Source organism: Pseudomonas sp. LBUM1679, assembly GCF_059695565.1.
Window position 1 is genome coordinate 5,277,996 of sequence record NZ_CP166774.1, and the last position, 17,342, is coordinate 5,295,337.

A 17,342-nucleotide genomic window follows, 5' to 3' on the forward strand; every position below is an offset into this window, starting at 1 on the left:
CAAAGCCGTTGCATCACCCCGTTCCTGCCGACAAGCTACATCCATTCGCGCTATCGACTTCTGAAAAAGGCAGGCCAACATGCGTATCCTCATTACCGGCGGTGCAGGCTTCATTGGCTCTGCCCTGATTCGCGAGCTGATTCGGCACACCGAGCATGAAGTGCTCAATCTGGACAAGCTGACCTACGCCGGCAATCTTGAATCGCTGACCAGCATTGCCCATGACACTCGCTACGAGTTCGTTCAAGCCGATATCGTCGATCAGGTGACCGTCAGCGCGGTGCTGACACGTTTCCAACCGCACGCGATCATGCACCTGGCAGCGGAATCCCACGTCGATCGTTCCATCGACGGACCTTCGGATTTCATCCAGACCAACATCGTCGGCACCTACAGCCTGCTGGAAGCCACTCGTGCCTATTGGCAAACCCTCGCCGAGCCGGACAAAAGCGCCTTTCGCTTTCATCACATTTCCACTGACGAGGTCTACGGCGACCTGAGCGGCACTGATGATCTGTTTACGGAAACGACGCCCTACGCCCCGAGTTCGCCCTACTCCGCCAGCAAAGCGGCCTCCGACCACCTGGTCCGTGCCTGGCAGCGCACCTATGGCCTGCCGGTGTTGCTGACAAACTGCTCGAATAATTACGGACCGTTCCACTTCCCCGAAAAACTGATTCCGTTGGTGATCCTCAATGCCCTGGCCGGCAAACCGCTACCGGTGTACGGCGATGGCCTGCAAGTTCGCGACTGGCTGTTTGTTGAAGATCACGCCCGGGCGCTGCTCAAAGTAGTGACCACGGGCATTGTCGGCGAGACCTACAACATCGGTGGACACAACGAGCAGAAGAATATCGATGTGGTGCGAAGTCTCTGCGCCCTGCTCGACGAGCTGGCACCGCACAAGCCTGAAGGTGTCGAGCACTATGCCGACCTGATCACGTTCGTCCAGGATCGTCCTGGCCATGACCTGCGCTACGCGATCGATGCCGGCAAGATCGAGCACGAGCTGGGCTGGGTGCCCCGGGAAACATTCGAAACCGGCTTGCGCAAGACGGTGCAGTGGTACCTGAACAACCTGGAGTGGTGCCGTCGGGTTCAGGACGGCAGCTACCAGGGTGAACGCCTTGGCGCCATCAATTCCCGGGAGCTGCTCGCATGATCAAAGGTATCGTTTTGGCGGGTGGCTCGGGCACACGCCTGCATCCGATCACGCTTGGAGTGTCCAAACAGCTGTTGCCGGTCTACGACAAACCGATGATCTATTACCCGATATCGGTCCTGATGCTGGCCGGCATCAAAGAAATTCTAGTGATCTCTACACCACAGGACCTGCCTCAGTACCGCAACCTGCTGGGGGATGGCAGTCAGTTCGGGGTCAGTTTCCACTATGCCGAACAACCGTCTCCGGATGGACTGGCCCAGGCTCTACTGATTGGCGAAGCGTTCATTGGCGATGATTCTGTGTACCTGATCCTCGGCGACAACATTTTCCATGGCCAGCACTTCAGCGAGCAGTTGCAAAACGCGATAACACGCGGTTCTGGTGCGACCATATTCGGCTATTGGGTCAAAGACCCGGAACGTTTCGGGGTGATTGATTTCGACAGCCAGGGCCGTGCCTTGTCGATCGAAGAAAAGCCGAACGTACCGAAATCCAACTATGCGGTCACCGGCCTGTATTTCTACGACAACGATGTCGTCGAGATCGCCAAGTCGATAAAGCCGTCGCCTCGCGGCGAACTGGAAATCACCGACGTCAACAATGTGTATCTCAAACGTGGCGATCTGCAAGTCGAGCGTTTCGGACGCGGTTTCGCCTGGCTCGACACGGGCACCCACGACAGCTTGCTCGAAGCGTCTCAGTACGTGCAGACCATCGAACATCGACAAGGCTTGAAAGTCGCCTGCCTCGAAGAGATCGCTTTTGAAAATGGCTGGATCAACCGCGAACAGTTGCTGGAGCGCGCCCACTACTTCGGCAAGACCGGATATGGCCAGTACCTGGCCAAGCTGGCCGGGGAAGCACAATGAAAATGTTTGAAACCTGTCAGCGCAGCGCAGGTAAACGCTTGTCAGGGGCTGATCCGTTTCCATGAGAATTCTCATCAGCGGCCAGCATGGCCAGGTCTCACGCGCACTGCAGCGTCGACTGGGGAGTATCGGCGAGTTGATTGTGCTGGGTCGCGATCAGCTCGATCTTTTGCAGCCCGACCGGATTCGCCAACAGGTACAGCATGTTCGTCCCGATCTGATCATCAACGCGGCGGCCTATACAGCGGTCGACCTGGCCGAAAGCGAGCCAGCAACAGCCTTTGCCGTTAACGCGGTGGCACCCGGCATTTTTGCCGAGGAAGCGCTGATGCTCGGCATCCCGTTGATTCACTACTCCACTGATTATGTATTCGACGGCACGAAGATTGGACCTTACAACGAAAGCGACACGGCGAATCCGCTCGGGGTTTACGGCCAGAGCAAGCTGGCGGGCGAACGGGCGATCACCGAGGTGCAAGGCCAACATCTCATCCTGCGCACCAGTTGGATCTATTCAACCCATGGCCGCAATTTTCTGCTGACGATGCAACGCCTGCTGCAAGAACGTCCGGAGGTACGCGTTGTCGCCGATCAGATCGGGGCGCCTACCTGGGCAGGCACAATCGCCAACAGCACCCTTTCCCTGATCAAACGCTGGCAGGCGGGTGACGTTGCTGCCTGGGGCACCTATCATCTGACCGCCCAGGGTCAAACCTCCTGGTTTGGCTTCGCCCAGGCCATCGGCGAAGCGTTGCGGCAACAGGGGAAGCCCTGTGCAACCCTGCTGCCCATTCCCTCCAGCGATTATCCGACGCCGGCAGCCCGGCCGCTCAACTCATGCCTGGATTGCAGGCGCCTGCAACTGGATTGGGGCGTCAGGCTACCCGACTGGCAAATTGCGTTGCGCGAGTGTCTTGCCGAGCAAGGCTAAACAGATGTTTGCCATGCGTTGGCGGATGCGATGTTAACGAACCTCACACAATCCCCATGTAGGAGCTGCCGCAGGCTGCGATCTTTTGATCTTTGGCGATTCATCTGACAACCAAGATCAAAAGATCGCAGCCTGCGGCAGCTCCTACAAGGATGTGCGGCGTGCACGGCAGATCAGGCATAGAATGGAACCACTGCGAAAACAAATCGCTCAAAGTGGTATGCACGATCGATTGGCGAAACCCGCCAACCGGCCTGCCCTCAAGGAGAGCCCTATGCCCTGGTATGCCTGGTTGATTCTGGTCGTTGCAATCGGCTCGATCGTCGGCGGTTTAATGATGCTGCGCGACACCGCCAACAAGGTCGAACTGACCGAAGAGCAACGCAAACGCGTCGCTGAACGCAACGCGCAAGCGGATGCCAAGGATGCGCAGGACCGCTAGATAGATTGCAAAGATCAAAAGATCAAAAGATCAAAAGATCAAAAGATCGCAGCCTGCGGCAGCTCCTACCGGGGGGATGTGCGTTTTCCTGTAGGAGCTGCCGCAGGCTGCGATCTTTTCGCTCTTGCCATGGTCCGTTTACTTCTCCCAGTCCGCCTTGGCAATGTGCAAGCCATGCAGCCCTTTGTACGCCGCGCGCTCCGGCTGGCTCCAGCCCGCCAGCAGCGAATCCTCCAACTGATAAATCTCCACCCCAAGCGGTCGACACACACTCAGCGGATCCTGCGCATCCGGCCCCCACATGGCCAGCGAAAGATCGCCGCCCGGACAGGTTGACAGCGCACACAGCAGATCGATTTCGGCGAAGAACTCCAGGTAGTCGCCCTTCTGGGCCGGACAGGCTTTCATGAAGTACATGTCGTCGTGGTTCAGGCCGGTGCACTGGAAAATATTCAACACGTCATGCACGTCGAACTCGGTCAAGCCATGGGGCAACACCGCACGCGTCAGGTTCGAATGACAGTGGTGATGGAAGTCTTCGCCGGTGAGCATTTTGTTCACATAGGGATCGCAACGCGTGCCGAGCAAATCGTGCAAGCGACCACCGTGCTCGTCGATACCGTAACCGGCCAGGCTGTCGTCGGTGATGGTCACCAGCGGCCGTAAAAACGGCAAGTTCGACCAGAGCCGGTCATGGGTACTGACATGCGCACCTTGCAGCTGTCGGGTCCGGGCCGCCCACAAGCGTTCACGCGGGTCGTTGGCATTCCACACATTGAAATCCCCGACTTGCGGGCCAACAGGCGTCGTGACCCGGAACACATGCCCGGCCGGCACCTTCCACGCGCGACCGGTGCGGATCGGCACTTCAAAGGCTTCAATCAGCGTGCGCCCATCCCTGGTGTCGCGGATCCGTTCGTAGAACGCAGTGTCCACCTGCAAGGCCGAGCCTTTGCTGACTTGATAGGCCGCCGGATAGTCTTTGTACATGGCACGAGTCCTCGATGAGTGATGGGAAACCGGGGCAAGCATCTGCAGCAGGCGCTGTAGCTCAATCGATATAGCAAAGACGAAGTCGGACGCATCTGCATGCTTTTTAGCAGTAGAAGTACAGTCACCATCTAATTTTCATTGGTTAAGATGGGGCATTGTTGCGGAGATTCGAAATGCGTTACTCGCAGGACCATAAAGCTCAGACCCACCAACGCATCATCAAGGAGGCATCCGCGCGGTTTCGTCGCGACGGTATCGGCGCGACCGGCCTGCAGCCACTGATGAAAGCGTTGGGTTTGACTCACGGCGGCTTCTACTCGCATTTCAAGTCCAAGGACGAACTGGTAGAAAAAGCCCTGCAAGCGGCGGGTGATCAGGTAGATGTCGTGTGCGCCGAACTGTTCGCCCAAGAGCACCCGCTGGAAACATTCATTGACACCTATTTGTCTGAATGGCACCAGACTTCACCGGATGAAGGTTGTCCACTGCCAACCATGTCATCGGAACTCGGCCTGCGCGGACAGCCCAGCCCGACCTCTGATGCCGTGCTCAACGCACGGCTTGAACAGGTGCAAGCCACCCTCGAAGGCGAGGACACCGCCGATCGCAGCATCGTCATCATGTCGGCGCTGGTCGGGGCGCTGCTGTTATCGCGCAGTGTCGAGAATCCGCAGTTCGCTCAGCGGATTCTCGACGTCACGCGCGCCTTTCTCAAACAACCCCGGGATTAACCCTGCCAGCGCTTGAACAGCACACTGGCATTGACCCCGCCAAAGCCGAAGCCATTGGACAATGCGTATTCAATGGCCATCGGCCGCGCCTGACCATGGACGATGTCCACGCCTTGGCTGGCGGGGTCCGGGTTATCGAAATTGAGGGTCGCCGGCACGACCTGATCGCGAATCGCCAACAGCGTGAAGATCGCCTCGATTCCGCCTGCCGCACCGAGCAAATGCCCGGTGGCCGATTTGGTCGAGGTCACCGCAATGTTGTTGTCCGTGCCGAACACGGCCTTGATGGCGGCCAGCTCACCGAGGTCTCCAATCGGCGTCGAGGTTGCGTGGGCATTGAGATGCTGCACCTGCGCAGGTGAAATACCCGCCTGGGCCAACGCAAGCGACATGGCTCGCTGTGCACCGCTTCCATCCTCGGGTCCGGCGGTCAGGTGATAGGCGTCGGCGCTGGTGCCATAGCCGACCAACTCGGCCAACGGCTGCGCGCCGCGAGCCAGTGCATGTTCCAGGGATTCGATCACCAGAAGACCGGAGCCCTCCCCCATGACGAAGCCATCACGACCGCTGTCGAACGGCCGCGAAGCACGCTCCGGGGTGTCGTTGTAAGCACTGGACAAGGCGCGAGCCGCGGCAAATCCGGCCAGACTGACGCGATCGATCGCCGCTTCCGCACCACCGCACACCGCAATGTCCGCCTCACCGCAACGAATCAGCCGCGCCGCATCACCAATCGCCTGAACCCCCGCCGCGCACGCCGTCACCGGAGCACCCAACGGCCCCTTGAAACCGTGCTGAATCGACACATGACCGGCAGCCAGGTTGACCAGAAACGAAGGAATGGTGAACGGCGACAAGCGCCGCGGACCACGGCTGTCAGTAGTACGCACCGCATCGGCAATCGCGCCGAAACCACCCACACCGGAACCGATAATGGTCGCCGTACGTTCCTGGGCATTGGCGTCCTGCGCCTGCCAACCCGCTTGCTCGATCGCCTGACGAGCCGCCTCCATGGCAAACAGAATGAAGCGGTCCATCTTCTTCTGCTCTTTGGGCGACGTGGCCCGGTCCGGGTCAAAACCCGCCTCGGCATCCTCCGCCAGCGTCGGCACTGCACCACCGACTTTGGTCGACAGATCGGCAACCACCTCGTCGGGCAAATTGCGCACCCCTGAACGCCCCGCCAACAAACGCGCCCAGACAGCCTCGACACCACTCCCCAACGGCGACACCAGGCCCATGCCTGTCACAACCACTCGACGATCACTCATACTGCAATTACCTCAAGCCAATGGATGGCACCTCACTTGTAACGCGAGGCGGCCTTGCTTTTGGAAAGATTCGGCGCCATCACGTGACGCGCCGCAACAAAGGCATCCCAGTCGGCGGCATCCGGCAACGAAGGGATGGTGACCAACTCACCCTGGTCCAGACCCGACAACGCCGCATCCACCATCTCCCCCGCCTCCATCACCATATCCTCAGGGATCTGGGTAGCATCGATACCGGAGCGCTCCCAGATCTCGGTGCGTGTTACACCAGGCAACACGGCTTGAACCTTGACCCCGGTGCCCTCCAGCTCGGCATTCAACGACTGGGTCAGACTTAACACATAAGCCTTGCTGGCGCTGTAAGTTGCGTTGAAGCGCTCGGGAAACAAGGCCACCACCGACGCAATATTGATGATCGTCCCCCGGCCCGCCTTGGCAAAACCAGCCGCCGCCGCCGACGCCAACCGCGTCACCGTTGTAACGTTCAGCTGGATCAACTGCTCCAACTGATCCATGTCGGCATTGGCCAACAAACCATCCGCCGCAACACCGGCGTTGTTCAGCAGCAAGCTGATACTGGAATCGCTACGCAGGCGCTGCTCAAGCTTGAGCACATCATCCTTTTGCGTCAGGTCAGCCCTGAGCACCTCGACCTGAACCCCATGCTCGGCGCGCAACCTGCTCGCCGCAGCCTCCAGCCGCTCCTGATCGCGAGCGACCAGCAACAAATCAAATCCACGCGCCGCCAAGCGCTCGGCGTAGATCGCGCCGATACCGGAAGAGGCACCGGTGACGAGGGCTGTGCCTTGGGTCTGGACAGAATTCATGACAGTGCTCCTGGATAGAAGAGGCTCGAAGGAAAGACAGCTGCCCGGGTTCAAAACGCTGCAGTGGGCGACCTATTTATTATATGCATAATATAATATGAATATGATAGCCGTAATTTTCCTGGGCTGACAGAAGGTACACGGTCGTGGCCGTTCGCCAGAATGCAAAAAGGCCGGTCAAATGACCGGCCCCTAGTGTTGTCTTAGTAGCTTAGTTCACTACAAGCTTCTCGCGATTCTTATCCAGAAGGGCTTTACCGATCCCCTTGACCTCGAGCAACTCGTCCACTGACGAAAACGCCCCATTACTCTCACGATACGCAACAATCGCCTTCGCCTTGGCCTCCCCGATACCGGACAGCTCACTCTGCAAGGTCGGCGCATCCGCCTTGTTGAGATCGACTTTACCGGACTGTGCCTCGGGGGCTATCTGTTGAACCTGGGGTGCATTGCCACCTTCTGGCTTGACTGCTGGCGCAGCAACGGCAGCGATCGAGGCGCTGGTGAGCAGGGCAAAAATCAGAGAGTAGAAGTAGCCATTACGCATAAATAAAGCTCCATGACATCGATTGGGAAAGCAGCTTTTTCCAAAGCTGCCCTCCAAACTTAGGCGATGGATGGAGACTGTCAAAAGTGTGTCTGTTGCGGGATGTGAAACAATCAGGGTTCGAGGCGGCGTTGTTGGTAGATCCAGTCAACGATTTCGCCGTCCGGGGTGTAGCCGCTAACGGTTTCGCGCAGGAGCTGGCGGACGCGGGCATAGTCATCCTTTTCAACAGCGCTGAGCAGTTCGGTCAGCTTAGCCTTGAGTACATCCCAAGCCAGATGGTCTTCGTTTGCAGTCATAATCATTGGATGTTGAGTCGCTGCAACGTTGTCACCGATCAGCAACTCTTCGTAAAGCTTTTCGCCAGGTCGTAGACCGGTAAATTCAATTGAGATATCGCCATGGGGATTCTTGTCCGAACGCACGCTTAAACCGGACAAGTGAATCATCTTTTCCGCTAACTCGACGATTTTCACGGGCTCCCCCATGTCCAGCACGAACACATCCCCCCCCTGCCCCATGGAGCCTGCCTGGATCACTAACTGCGCAGCTTCAGGAATCGTCATGAAATAGCGAGTGATCTTCGGATGGGTAACGGTCAGCGGTCCACCCGACTTGATCTGCTTGTGGAACAACGGAATCACCGAACCGGAAGACCCCAGCACATTGCCAAACCGGACCATGGTGAAGCGGGTTTTATTAACCCGCGACACATTGCCCGTGTCACCAAAAAGCACCGGCGCAACCTCGCGACTCAGTGCCTGCAGCGTCAATTCGGCAAGGCGCTTGGTGCTGCCCATCACATTGGTAGGACGCACGGCCTTGTCCGTGGAGATCAGCACAAAGTTGGCAATACCCGCTTGGAGCGCGGCTTGGGCGGTATTGAGCGTTCCGATCACATTGTTCAGAACGCCTTCGGCAATGTTGTGCTCGACCATCGGCACGTGTTTGTAAGCGGCGGCGTGGTAAACCGTGTCTACGCGCCAGGTTTTCATCACGTCCAGTAGCTTGTCCGGATTGCGGACAGAACCGAGAATTGGCAGCAGACGAACCGGCAAGGATTCGCGCGCGATGCGCTGCTCCAGTTCAGACAAGATGCTGTAAAGATTAAACTCACTATGATCAAGCAGTAATAGTGTTGTGGGCCGCAAAGCCAGGATTTGACGGCAAAGCTCTGAACCGATGGAGCCTCCTGCCCCAGTGACAAGAACAGACTGCCCCTTGATGCAATGTTCGAGCAACTCTCCTTGCGCTGGCACGGAGTCGCGGCCCAGCAGGTCAGCGATATCGACTTCCTGAATATCATCGACCTTAACTCTGCCACTGGCCAGATCCATAAAACCCGGCACGCTTCGAACATGCAACGGGAAGCCTTCAAGGAAAGTGAGGATCTCGCGGCGACGGCCTCTGTTAGACGATGGAATCGCGAGGAGAACCTCTTGCGCTCCTGTGACATCGATCATTCGCTGAATATGCTTGGGCTTGTAGACATGCAGGCCTGAGATAATCCGCTCGGCAATGCCATTGTCATCATCAATAAACGCAACCGGCCGCATGGCCCGCCCCATGCGCAATGCAGCGACAAGCTGGTTCCCCGCAGCACCAGCGCCATAAACAGCCACTCTGGGTAGACCATCGTCCCGGCTGGCAAATGGCACATGCTGGACTGCAGCAAACCAGTCCCCAAGGAAATACTGCCGCATTGCCAATCTCAAGCCGCCAATCATGATCATGCTCAACCACCAATAATTGAAGATGATCGAACGAGGGACGATATTTTGATGGTTGCTATACCAATAAACGATTACCCCAAGAATCAGCGATGACAAGCTCACTGCCTTGATAATGGCGATCAGCGCATCATTGCCGAAATAGCGCATCACCGCACGATACATGCCGAAGCGGATAAACAATGGTATTGCAACAATTGGAGCAATCAGGAAAAGCAAAGGATGGACGAGAAATGGGTTCACCATCTCATCAATGCCGAGACGAACGACAAACGCCAGCCACAGAGCAGCCCAAACCAAAACAACGTCGGTCGAAACCTGAATCAGTCGCTTTTGGCGGCGTGGCAGCCCCAGTAAAAGAGCTCGTAACCTATCCATAAACGTTTCAAACACCTTGTCCCGCTCCTAAACTGGATATAACTCGATCATTGTACCTTTTTGAACACAGCCGACACCTGCTAAATCAGTATCCGAAGCTTAACTGGATGAGGCGGAGACGGGGCTTTCGAGCTGACCTGCGTGGAATTTCACAGCGAGAATGATCAATGGGAAGTACGCCACAGCCAAACCAAGAGCGCCATCAAGCCCCCAGTAGGTCACGCAGTAAGCGATGGGCAGCAACCAGAACAAATTGATTGCACCTACAGCCAAGGTTACAGGCAAATGTTTGCCAAACTGGCGAGAAGCGAACTGGTAGGCGTGACTACGATGCGCCTCGTAAATTTTGTCGCCGCGGATCAATCGGCGTAACAGAGTAAACGTGGCATCGACGATGAAGACGCCTAAAAGAATCAACCATGCCCAGAATAGCTCTGACGATTCCCAGGCAGCCTGTAGTGACAATACACCCAGGGCAACGCCCAGGAATCCACTCCCTGCATCCCCCATAAAAATACGCGCAGGAGGAAAGTTCCAATAAAGGAAACCGAGAACCGCCATTGCCAAAACCAGCGGCCCCCAGATCAGGGTTGGAACGCCGTTGATCCAATAAAGCAAACAGGCGCCAAGGCACACGCACACAGCTTCAACGCTGGCAATTCCGTCAATCCCGTCCATGAAGTTGTAGAGATTGAGGACCCATACCAGATAAATTGCCGCAAGAATATGGCCAAACCAGTGCAGGTCCACGCTCAGACCAAAAAGGACTATAGGAGGAAAGCCTCCTATCCATAACAACGCCCATATACCTGCACTGAAATGACCTAGCAACCGCCAACGAGCGGCTATGTGACCATGATCATCCATAAAGCCTATCACGGCGACCAATGCACCCGCACCGCCTACCGCGATCAGCTGCGCCCCTGGAACCAACGCAGTGTAATCAAGAACAGGAAGCGATATGAGAAAGGCGATTACGATCGCCACTCCACCACCGCGTGGCGTTGGGATAGAGTGAGAGCTTCGCGCATTGGGGATGTCGATAATGCTTCGGCTCAGAGCATAACGGCGTAAAGCTGCAGTCAGCCCCAAGGAAAGAACGGCAACAGCCGGAATTAGCCACAAGTAAATCATTATTATTGATGTTCCCGAAAGTGTAATGCAGTGGCCGCCAAAGCCTCGTCAACACCGACTGGCGGCGTCCAGCCTAAAAGAGTGCGAGTTTTTGTAATATCGACTTGTAACGACCCACATAGTCGCTGGGACAGTCCTTTTTTTCCCAATAGTGCGGCTCCGCGCTGAAGTACCCAACTGGGTACCGGAACAAGCCGAGCCGGCTTATCAAGCGCTTTCGCCATCTTGCTCAACAATGCGGTAGTGGATAAATCCTCTCCGTCGCTTACAAGAAAGGTTTGATTGGCAGCCGCGGGGTGATTGATACACGTAACTACCAGATCTACAAGATTATCCAGCGCGACGAGACTTCGACTATTGTAAATTGCTCCGAAGGGCAGGGGAATTCCCTTGTTCAACCAGCGCATCATGTTCAGGAAGTTCGCTTTAACTCCTGGCCCATAGACCAGGACCGGACGGATAATAACGACCTCCATCGCGGTTTCCGCTGCCAGTTGACGAAGTCCCTGCTCAGCTTCCATCTTTGAAATACCATAGGGATCTACCGGGGCGGGAGTATCATCGGCGGTGTAAGCGGCACCTGGAGTCGTCCCCTCCCCATTGACCTTGATTGAACTAATGAAAATAAACCGCCGCACACCAGAATCGGCCGCCTGCCGGGCCAGATTCAACGTGCCTTCAACATTTACTTTGCGAAACGCCGCCAACGGATCGGACTCGGCGTCATTCATGACATGAACCCGGGCCGCTGAATGAATAATCACATTAGAATTAGCGAGATTTTCTTTCCATTGGGTTTCGCCATCAAAGGTGCCGATGCGTACCGTCGGAACGTCCTGTACCTGGAACAAGGATTCACTGCGAACAACCGCTACAACAGGATGTTTTTTTTCGTTGCGTAAACGGTTGAGAATGGCACCACCAACAAAGCCAGTCGCCCCAGTCAAAAAAATAGAATACTGCATTAGTGGCTGGCCTTTCTTGAGGTGGCTTTTCGGAAAAGATCTTCCAGCCGGGCTAAAAGGACGGGTTTCGAATAGTTACTCAAGTAATACTCTCGACCGGAATCACCCATTGCCTTCAACTGACTTGCGTCCGTTTTCGCCAGCGCCAACGTAATGTTTGCCAACCCTCTTGCATCACCAGACGGGCATGTTAAACCGGCACCCGAATCGCCGATCACTCTTGCCGCCTCGCCGTTGATCATCCCCAGAATTGGCCTGCCTGATGCAAGATAGGCTTGTACCTTGCCAGGTATGGTCTTTTCAAAAACGTCATTGGTCTTCAGTGAAACAAGCAAGGCATCCGCGCGCGCGAACAGCCCCGGCATCTCTTCCAGGGGATGCCTTCCTAATAACTGTACGTTATTCAGCCCTCTGGACTGGACTTGTTGACTTAGCCAGTCGCTCATACGCCCATCACCAACAATTACCCAGCGCACAGATACTTTGTCAACCAACTGTTCGGCCGCGTCTAAGACAGCGGGAAGATCTTGGGCCTCACCGAGATTACCCGCGAATAATACAGTGAAGACGGTATCGTCACGTGCCAACAAGGCGGAGTCTTGAGGTGCAGACGCAGCAAAATCATCCTCAGCCCAACTTGGAAAGTAGACCAGTCGTTGTGGCGCTATTTCTTTCGTACAGTATTTTTGAACGTTCTCGAAGAACCCATGCGATTGCATAAGCAAATAGTCAGTACGATTATAAATCCATGAAACCATCTTACCGACCATCGATAGCAAGGCAGGTTTTTTCAAAACCCCTACCGCCCTTAGTGTCTCAGGCCAGAGATCGAGAACCCATACAAACACTGGTACTTTTTTCAACCGTCCAATTACCAATGCCGGGATCGCGGCCATTATCGGTGACACAGCATAGACGAAGACTGCATCAAATTGTTCGCCACGCAACTTGTAGACGCCAATAATCGAGGCGCTAGTAAAAAAACTTAAATAATTCAACACCAAATTAATGCTGCGCTTACCTCGCGAAAGCATCGGTACCCGGACAATCTTGGCATCAAAATAATCACTAAATTGATCAGGCGCTGCTTGAAACTCCTCGAATACTTTGCCTTCTGGGTAATTAGGCAGACCAGTTAACACAGTGACCGAATGTCCCTTTTCTGTAAAATCACGAACCAAATCGTTTATGCGCATATTTTCTGGCCAAAAATATTGCGAAACCACCAAGATCCTCAGTTTTTTTTCAGGCATGATCACAACTCGAATTAGTAGCGTTTCCAGACGACTCGATTTACATAGTCAGTATAACTGTGAACAATCCGGGCTACTTTTTCGGACACATTGGGCATGCTGTAGTCTGCGACCAGGCGTAAAGTACGCTCCGCACCGGAAGCCTGTGTTTCCAAAATCATAAGACCTTGCAAGACTCGCTCAACCTCGAGCCCTACCATCATCACCGCGGCCTCTTCCATACCCTCTGGACGCTCGTGGGCCTCACGAATATTCAATGCAGGGAAGTTAAGAATCGACGACTCCTCATTGATAGTGCCACTGTCGGAAAGCACCGCTTTGGATTCGAGTTGCAACTTATTGTAATCTTTGAAACCCAAAGGTTTAAGAAGTTTAACGTTCTCGTGAAATACGATACCCATTGCATCGACACGTTTCTGAGTGCGTGGGTGAGTCGAAACAATAACCGGATAACCAAAGGTTATCGCAACGGTATTGAGGACATCAACCAACTTCAGAAGATTTTTGTCAGAATCGATATTCTCTTCGCGGTGTGCGCTTACTACAAAGAACTTACCAACTTCCAATCCCAAACGCTTCAACACGTCCGAAGATTCGATTCCATCACGATAATAACTCAGGACTTCGAACATTGGGCTCCCAGTCTTGATCACCATGTCGGGTGATAGACCTTCTTTGAGCAAATAATCGCGGGCAATGGTGCTGTAGGTCAGATTTATATCAGCGGTATGATCCACGATCCGGCGATTAATTTCTTCAGGCACCCGCATATCAAAACAGCGATTGCCTGCTTCCATATGGAAAGTGGGGATCTTCCGGCGTTTGGCAGGAATAACAGCCATGCAACTATTGGTATCCCCCAAAACCAGCAAAGCTTCAGGCTGAACGGAAGCAAGCACACGGTCCACCGAAATGATCACATTCCCTATGGTTTCTGCACCGTTGCTACCCGCGGCATTTAGAAAGTGATCCGGTTTGCGAATCCCGAGGTCCTGAAAGAATATTTCATTCAACTCATAATCGTAATTCTGACCTGTGTGGACCAGTACGTGTTCGCAATATTTATCCAGCGCGTTAATGACGCGCGACAAGCGAATGATTTCAGGCCGAGTGCCTACGACGGTAACGATCTTCAACTTTTTCATTTCAATGCTCTTTCCTTGCGATCAGGCCTTGGTGCCCACAGGCATAGTGTAGGTGTCCGGGAGCTCACGATCAAAAATCTCGTTCGCCCACAGCATGACGATCATTTCACTTTCACCAACGTTGGTGATGTCATGGCTCCAGCCTGGCACGGTCTCTACGACTTGCGGTGCGTCACCATCTGTGAACAACTCATAGAACTCACCCGATGATATATGGCGAAATCGGAAGCAGGCCTTGCCCATGATAACCAGAAATTTTTCTGTTTTCGTATGATGATAATGACCGCCGCGAGTAATACCCGGATGCGCGGTAAAGTAAGAAAACTGGCCCGAATCCTTAGTCTTTAACATCTCCACAAAAACGCCGCGGGCGTCTCCGTGCTTCGGAACATCGTAAGTAAAATCTTCAGGGGGCAGGTAACTAAGATAGGTAGAATACAATGCACGAACGAGGCCAGCACCCACACGTTCGGTGATCATTGACTGCCGACTTCCTTTGAATGCGTACAGTTGCGCCGAAAGGTCACCTACGGTAATCGAGTAATGCGGTTCAACCACAACAAACGGATCACCCGATTGTTTACCATCCATCACAGCAATAAAACTGCTTATGACGTCGTCGATATAAACAAGTGGAATTTTTGCATCAGCATCATTAATACTGACAGGCAAATCATTTGCGATATTATAGCAAAACGTCGCCACGGCCGAATTATAATTAGGCCGAGCCCATTTCCCAAATACATTTGGCAATCGATATAAATGAACGTCATTGCCATATTGCGTAGATAGGCTCAATAGCGCATCTTCGGCTTCACGTTTGCTAGAACCGTAAGCGTTGCCTAACTCAGCCTGTATAGAAGAGGTGTAAAGCAAAGGAACGTTACGACCGCTAGCGGCGATCGCTGCGCACAACGTTTGCGTAAAATCGGCATTACCAACCTTGAACTCTTCGACATTTTGAGGACGATTGACACCGGCCAAGTGAAAAATAAAATCCACTTTTGATACGAGTGAATGCAGACTGGCGATATCATCGTCACGACAGAATCGCAGCACCTCGACGTCTTTTCGCTCTTGCAGATGAGCGATAAGGTTTTTACCGACGAATCCGTTGGCACCGGTGATCAATACTTTCATGCCTTATTCCTCGGGTGTCGCGTGTTCGCCGCGTTGAATTGCACGCATAAAATCAAGTTTCAGCAGCAAATTCTGCATACCCTCAACGTCCAGGCGCTCAGTGTTATGCGAATTATAATCCACCATCGTGGAAATTTTCTCTTCGCCTTGCTCCACGAATTTACTGTAATTCAAATCTCGTAGATCCGGCGGCACACGGAAGTAATCACCCATATCTTCTGCGCAGGCCATTTCTTCTCGGCTCAACAGCGCCTCGTAAAGTTTCTCGCCGTGCCGTGTTCCGATGATCTGGATCGGATGTTCGGGCTGTCCCAGCATGGACGTCAAGGCGCGAGCAAGAGTTTCCACTGTCGCAGCGGGCGCTTTCTGCACGAAGAGATCACCGTTGTTACCGTGCTCAAAAGCGTACAGAACCAGATCAACGGCATCCGCCAAAGTCATCATGAAGCGCGTCATGTTTGGATCTGTAATCGATAGTGGCTGGCCTGCTCGGATCTGATCAATGAACAAAGGAATGACCGAACCACGCGAAGCCATGACATTACCGTAGCGTGTACCACAAATCACCGTTTTGCTGTCGTCAACGTTACGGGACTTGGCCACCATGACCTTTTCCATCATTGCCTTGGAAATGCCCATGGCGTTGATCGGGTACACAGCTTTGTCGGTACTTAGACAAACCACCCGCTTGACCTGATTCTGGATCGCCGCCTCCAGGACATTCTCGGTGCCAAGTACGTTGGTCTTGACAGCCTCCATCGGGTGAAACTCGCAAGACGGTACTTGCTTCAGCGCTGCAGCATGGAAAATGAAGTCTACGCCACGAGTAGCGTTCAATATGCTCTGATAGTCGCGAACGTCACCGATGTAAAACTTTAGCTTAGGACTGGCATAGCGCTTGCGCATGTCGTCCTGTTTCTTCTCGTCGCGGCTAAAAATACGAATTTCATTGATGTCAGTATCTAGAAACCGCTTGAGCACAGCGTTGCCAAAAGATCCTGTCCCCCCCGTTATTAGTAGAGTTTTTTTATCGAACACAGCCAACCCTCTTTATTAAATAATTTTGAAAATAGCCAAAGACCAAACATACCGGGTTTTTATTTTATCAAAAAAACTGCGGTTGCTACTGGTCAAATTGTTACCGTGAATACGCCTCAAAGTGACCACATCACTCAAATGAGTCACTGAACAACGTCTATTCGCAACAAAAGCAATCCATATGTCATGACTAATCACCCTCGAGTAAAAAGGAATTAAATATGGTTTTATATTCTTCGACAAAAGCATAGCGCTTCCATAGTAAGGCACACTACGCCCAACAAAAATATCAAATATATTCCTAAACGGAGAGACGTTCCTGGCTTGGTCAAAGCCACAGAAAAATCGACGAGAGCTTACATCATCGGAAAAGGACTCGATCCCCCCCACGACTAATAAACTGTTCGAGACGTCCATGGCAGAGATCATATTGTCGACTCTACCAGCTGGCCAGATATCATCCTGATCGCTTAGAAAAATATAATTACCTTCTGCCTCTCCAATCAAATTTTCAAAGTTACGTATATACCCGAGATTCGAGGCATTTCTAATAACTTTAACCCTGGAGTCATTAACTTCTTCAATAATGCGAATTGTTTCATCAGTAGAACCATCATCGCCGATCAAAACTTCAGAATCTTGTGGGATCTGCATGAGAATTGACTCAAGCTGCTCCCTTATAAAATCAGCCCCATTGTAAGTAGCCATACAAACGCTGACCGAAAACATATCTATTCCTAATCAATATTTAACAATAAAACCTATTACACAAAAAAACCAACA

The 17,342-nt window shown here is 53.5% G+C and carries 17 protein-coding genes; 5 read left to right on the plus strand and 12 right to left on the minus strand.

What is annotated here, in order from left to right; genetic code table 11:
* The first annotated feature begins 79 nt into the window (after positions 1–79).
* From rfbB to ACA062_RS23900, 4 genes are all read left to right on the plus strand, one after another.
* Entirely contained in the window at positions 80–1,162 is a 1,083-nt protein-coding gene (gene rfbB / locus ACA062_RS23885; RefSeq protein ID WP_497453294.1) for a dTDP-glucose 4,6-dehydratase, read from the plus strand.
* On the plus strand, positions 1,159–2,034 hold the full coding sequence (gene rfbA / locus ACA062_RS23890) for a glucose-1-phosphate thymidylyltransferase RfbA (protein ID WP_497453295.1): 876 nt from the start codon (positions 1,159–1,161) through the stop codon (positions 2,032–2,034). The genes rfbB and rfbA overlap by 4 nt, the downstream gene beginning before the upstream one ends.
* Before the next feature lie 61 nt (positions 2,035–2,095).
* A complete protein-coding gene (rfbD, locus tag ACA062_RS23895) occupies positions 2,096–2,965 on the plus strand; it encodes a dTDP-4-dehydrorhamnose reductase (RefSeq protein WP_497453296.1) in 870 nt (289 codons plus the stop codon).
* 274 nt (positions 2,966–3,239) lie between these two features.
* Positions 3,240–3,407: a DUF2897 family protein gene (locus tag ACA062_RS23900; protein WP_064678955.1), complete on the plus strand. Its 168-nt coding sequence runs from the start codon at positions 3,240–3,242 to the stop codon at positions 3,405–3,407.
* Positions 3,408–3,545: 138 nt separating this feature from the next.
* Here the strand turns inward: ACA062_RS23900 and ACA062_RS23905 are convergent, their stop codons facing one another.
* Entirely contained in the window at positions 3,546–4,397 is an 852-nt protein-coding gene (locus tag ACA062_RS23905; RefSeq protein WP_497453297.1) for an urea carboxylase-associated family protein, read from the minus strand.
* Between the two features lie 176 nt (positions 4,398–4,573).
* On the opposite strand from ACA062_RS23905, the gene ACA062_RS23910 reads away from it, so the two are divergent.
* Positions 4,574–5,131, plus strand: a complete 558-nt coding sequence (locus ACA062_RS23910) for a TetR/AcrR family transcriptional regulator (protein WP_497453298.1) — start codon at positions 4,574–4,576, stop codon at positions 5,129–5,131.
* Here the strand turns inward: ACA062_RS23910 and fabF are convergent.
* The 11 genes from fabF to ACA062_RS23965 all read right to left on the minus strand — a co-directional run bounded on the left by fabF (position 5,128) and on the right by ACA062_RS23965 (position 17,288).
* A complete protein-coding gene (gene fabF / locus ACA062_RS23915; RefSeq protein ID WP_497453299.1) occupies positions 5,128–6,402 on the minus strand; it encodes a beta-ketoacyl-ACP synthase II in 1,275 nt (424 codons plus the stop codon). The genes ACA062_RS23910 and fabF overlap by 4 nt on opposite strands.
* A gap of 32 nt (positions 6,403–6,434) precedes the next feature.
* Positions 6,435–7,229: an SDR family NAD(P)-dependent oxidoreductase gene (locus ACA062_RS23920; protein ID WP_497453300.1), complete on the minus strand. Its 795-nt coding sequence runs from the start codon at positions 7,227–7,229 to the stop codon at positions 6,435–6,437.
* A 211-nt stretch (positions 7,230–7,440) separates the two neighbouring features.
* Positions 7,441–7,776, minus strand: coding sequence for a ComEA family DNA-binding protein (locus tag ACA062_RS23925; RefSeq protein WP_497453301.1), 336 nt, complete (start codon positions 7,774–7,776; stop codon positions 7,441–7,443).
* 113 nt (positions 7,777–7,889) lie between these two features.
* Complete coding sequence (locus tag ACA062_RS23930) at positions 7,890–9,884, minus strand: polysaccharide biosynthesis protein (protein WP_497457487.1); 1,995 nt, start codon at positions 9,882–9,884, stop codon at positions 7,890–7,892.
* A gap of 99 nt (positions 9,885–9,983) precedes the next feature.
* Positions 9,984–11,018 (minus strand): MraY family glycosyltransferase, encoded by a 1,035-nt coding sequence (locus ACA062_RS23935; RefSeq protein ID WP_497453302.1) that lies wholly within the window; start codon positions 11,016–11,018, stop codon positions 9,984–9,986.
* 2 nt (positions 11,019–11,020) lie between these two features.
* Positions 11,021–11,983: a UDP-glucose 4-epimerase family protein gene (locus ACA062_RS23940; RefSeq protein ID WP_497453303.1), complete on the minus strand. Its 963-nt coding sequence runs from the start codon at positions 11,981–11,983 to the stop codon at positions 11,021–11,023.
* On the minus strand, positions 11,983–13,236 hold the full coding sequence (locus ACA062_RS23945) for a glycosyltransferase family 4 protein (RefSeq protein WP_497453304.1): 1,254 nt from the start codon (positions 13,234–13,236) through the stop codon (positions 11,983–11,985). The genes ACA062_RS23940 and ACA062_RS23945 overlap by 1 nt, the downstream gene beginning before the upstream one ends.
* 14 nt (positions 13,237–13,250) lie before the next feature.
* Positions 13,251–14,381 (minus strand): non-hydrolyzing UDP-N-acetylglucosamine 2-epimerase, encoded by a 1,131-nt coding sequence (gene wecB / locus ACA062_RS23950; RefSeq protein WP_497453305.1) that lies wholly within the window; start codon positions 14,379–14,381, stop codon positions 13,251–13,253.
* Between the two features lie 21 nt (positions 14,382–14,402).
* Entirely contained in the window at positions 14,403–15,521 is a 1,119-nt protein-coding gene (gene wbjC / locus ACA062_RS23955; protein WP_497453306.1) for a UDP-2-acetamido-2,6-beta-L-arabino-hexul-4-ose reductase, read from the minus strand.
* Between the two features lie 3 nt (positions 15,522–15,524).
* Entirely contained in the window at positions 15,525–16,559 is a 1,035-nt protein-coding gene (locus ACA062_RS23960) for a polysaccharide biosynthesis protein (protein WP_497453307.1), read from the minus strand.
* A 15-nt stretch (positions 16,560–16,574) separates the two neighbouring features.
* Positions 16,575–17,288: a glycosyltransferase gene (locus ACA062_RS23965; RefSeq protein WP_497453308.1), complete on the minus strand. Its 714-nt coding sequence runs from the start codon at positions 17,286–17,288 to the stop codon at positions 16,575–16,577.
* Positions 17,289–17,342 lie beyond the last annotated feature (54 nt).

Excerpts from the sequence above, each read along its gene's own strand:
- rfbB (WP_497453294.1), top strand. The coding sequence starts at position 80 with ATGCGTATCCTCATTACCGGCGGTGCAGGCTTCATTGGCTCTGCCCTG.
- rfbA (WP_497453295.1), top strand. The coding sequence starts at position 1,159 with ATGATCAAAGGTATCGTTTTGGCGGGTGGCTCGGGCACACGCCTGCAT.
- rfbD (WP_497453296.1), top strand. The coding sequence starts at position 2,096 with ATGAGAATTCTCATCAGCGGCCAGCATGGCCAGGTCTCACGCGCACTG.
- ACA062_RS23900 (WP_064678955.1), top strand. The coding sequence starts at position 3,240 with ATGCCCTGGTATGCCTGGTTGATTCTGGTCGTTGCAATCGGCTCGATC.
- ACA062_RS23905 (WP_497453297.1), bottom strand. The coding sequence starts at position 4,397 with ATGTACAAAGACTATCCGGCGGCCTATCAAGTCAGCAAAGGCTCGGCC.
- ACA062_RS23910 (WP_497453298.1), top strand. The coding sequence starts at position 4,574 with ATGCGTTACTCGCAGGACCATAAAGCTCAGACCCACCAACGCATCATC.
- fabF (WP_497453299.1), bottom strand. The coding sequence starts at position 6,402 with ATGAGTGATCGTCGAGTGGTTGTGACAGGCATGGGCCTGGTGTCGCCG.
- ACA062_RS23920 (WP_497453300.1), bottom strand. The coding sequence starts at position 7,229 with ATGAATTCTGTCCAGACCCAAGGCACAGCCCTCGTCACCGGTGCCTCT.
- ACA062_RS23925 (WP_497453301.1), bottom strand. The coding sequence starts at position 7,776 with ATGCGTAATGGCTACTTCTACTCTCTGATTTTTGCCCTGCTCACCAGC.
- ACA062_RS23930 (WP_497457487.1), bottom strand. The coding sequence starts at position 9,884 with ATGGATAGGTTACGAGCTCTTTTACTGGGGCTGCCACGCCGCCAAAAG.
- ACA062_RS23935 (WP_497453302.1), bottom strand. The coding sequence starts at position 11,018 with ATGATTTACTTGTGGCTAATTCCGGCTGTTGCCGTTCTTTCCTTGGGG.
- ACA062_RS23940 (WP_497453303.1), bottom strand. The coding sequence starts at position 11,983 with ATGCAGTATTCTATTTTTTTGACTGGGGCGACTGGCTTTGTTGGTGGT.
- ACA062_RS23945 (WP_497453304.1), bottom strand. The coding sequence starts at position 13,236 with ATGCCTGAAAAAAAACTGAGGATCTTGGTGGTTTCGCAATATTTTTGG.
- wecB (WP_497453305.1), bottom strand. The coding sequence starts at position 14,381 with ATGAAAAAGTTGAAGATCGTTACCGTCGTAGGCACTCGGCCTGAAATC.
- wbjC (WP_497453306.1), bottom strand. The coding sequence starts at position 15,521 with ATGAAAGTATTGATCACCGGTGCCAACGGATTCGTCGGTAAAAACCTT.
- ACA062_RS23965 (WP_497453308.1), bottom strand. The coding sequence starts at position 17,288 with ATGTTTTCGGTCAGCGTTTGTATGGCTACTTACAATGGGGCTGATTTT.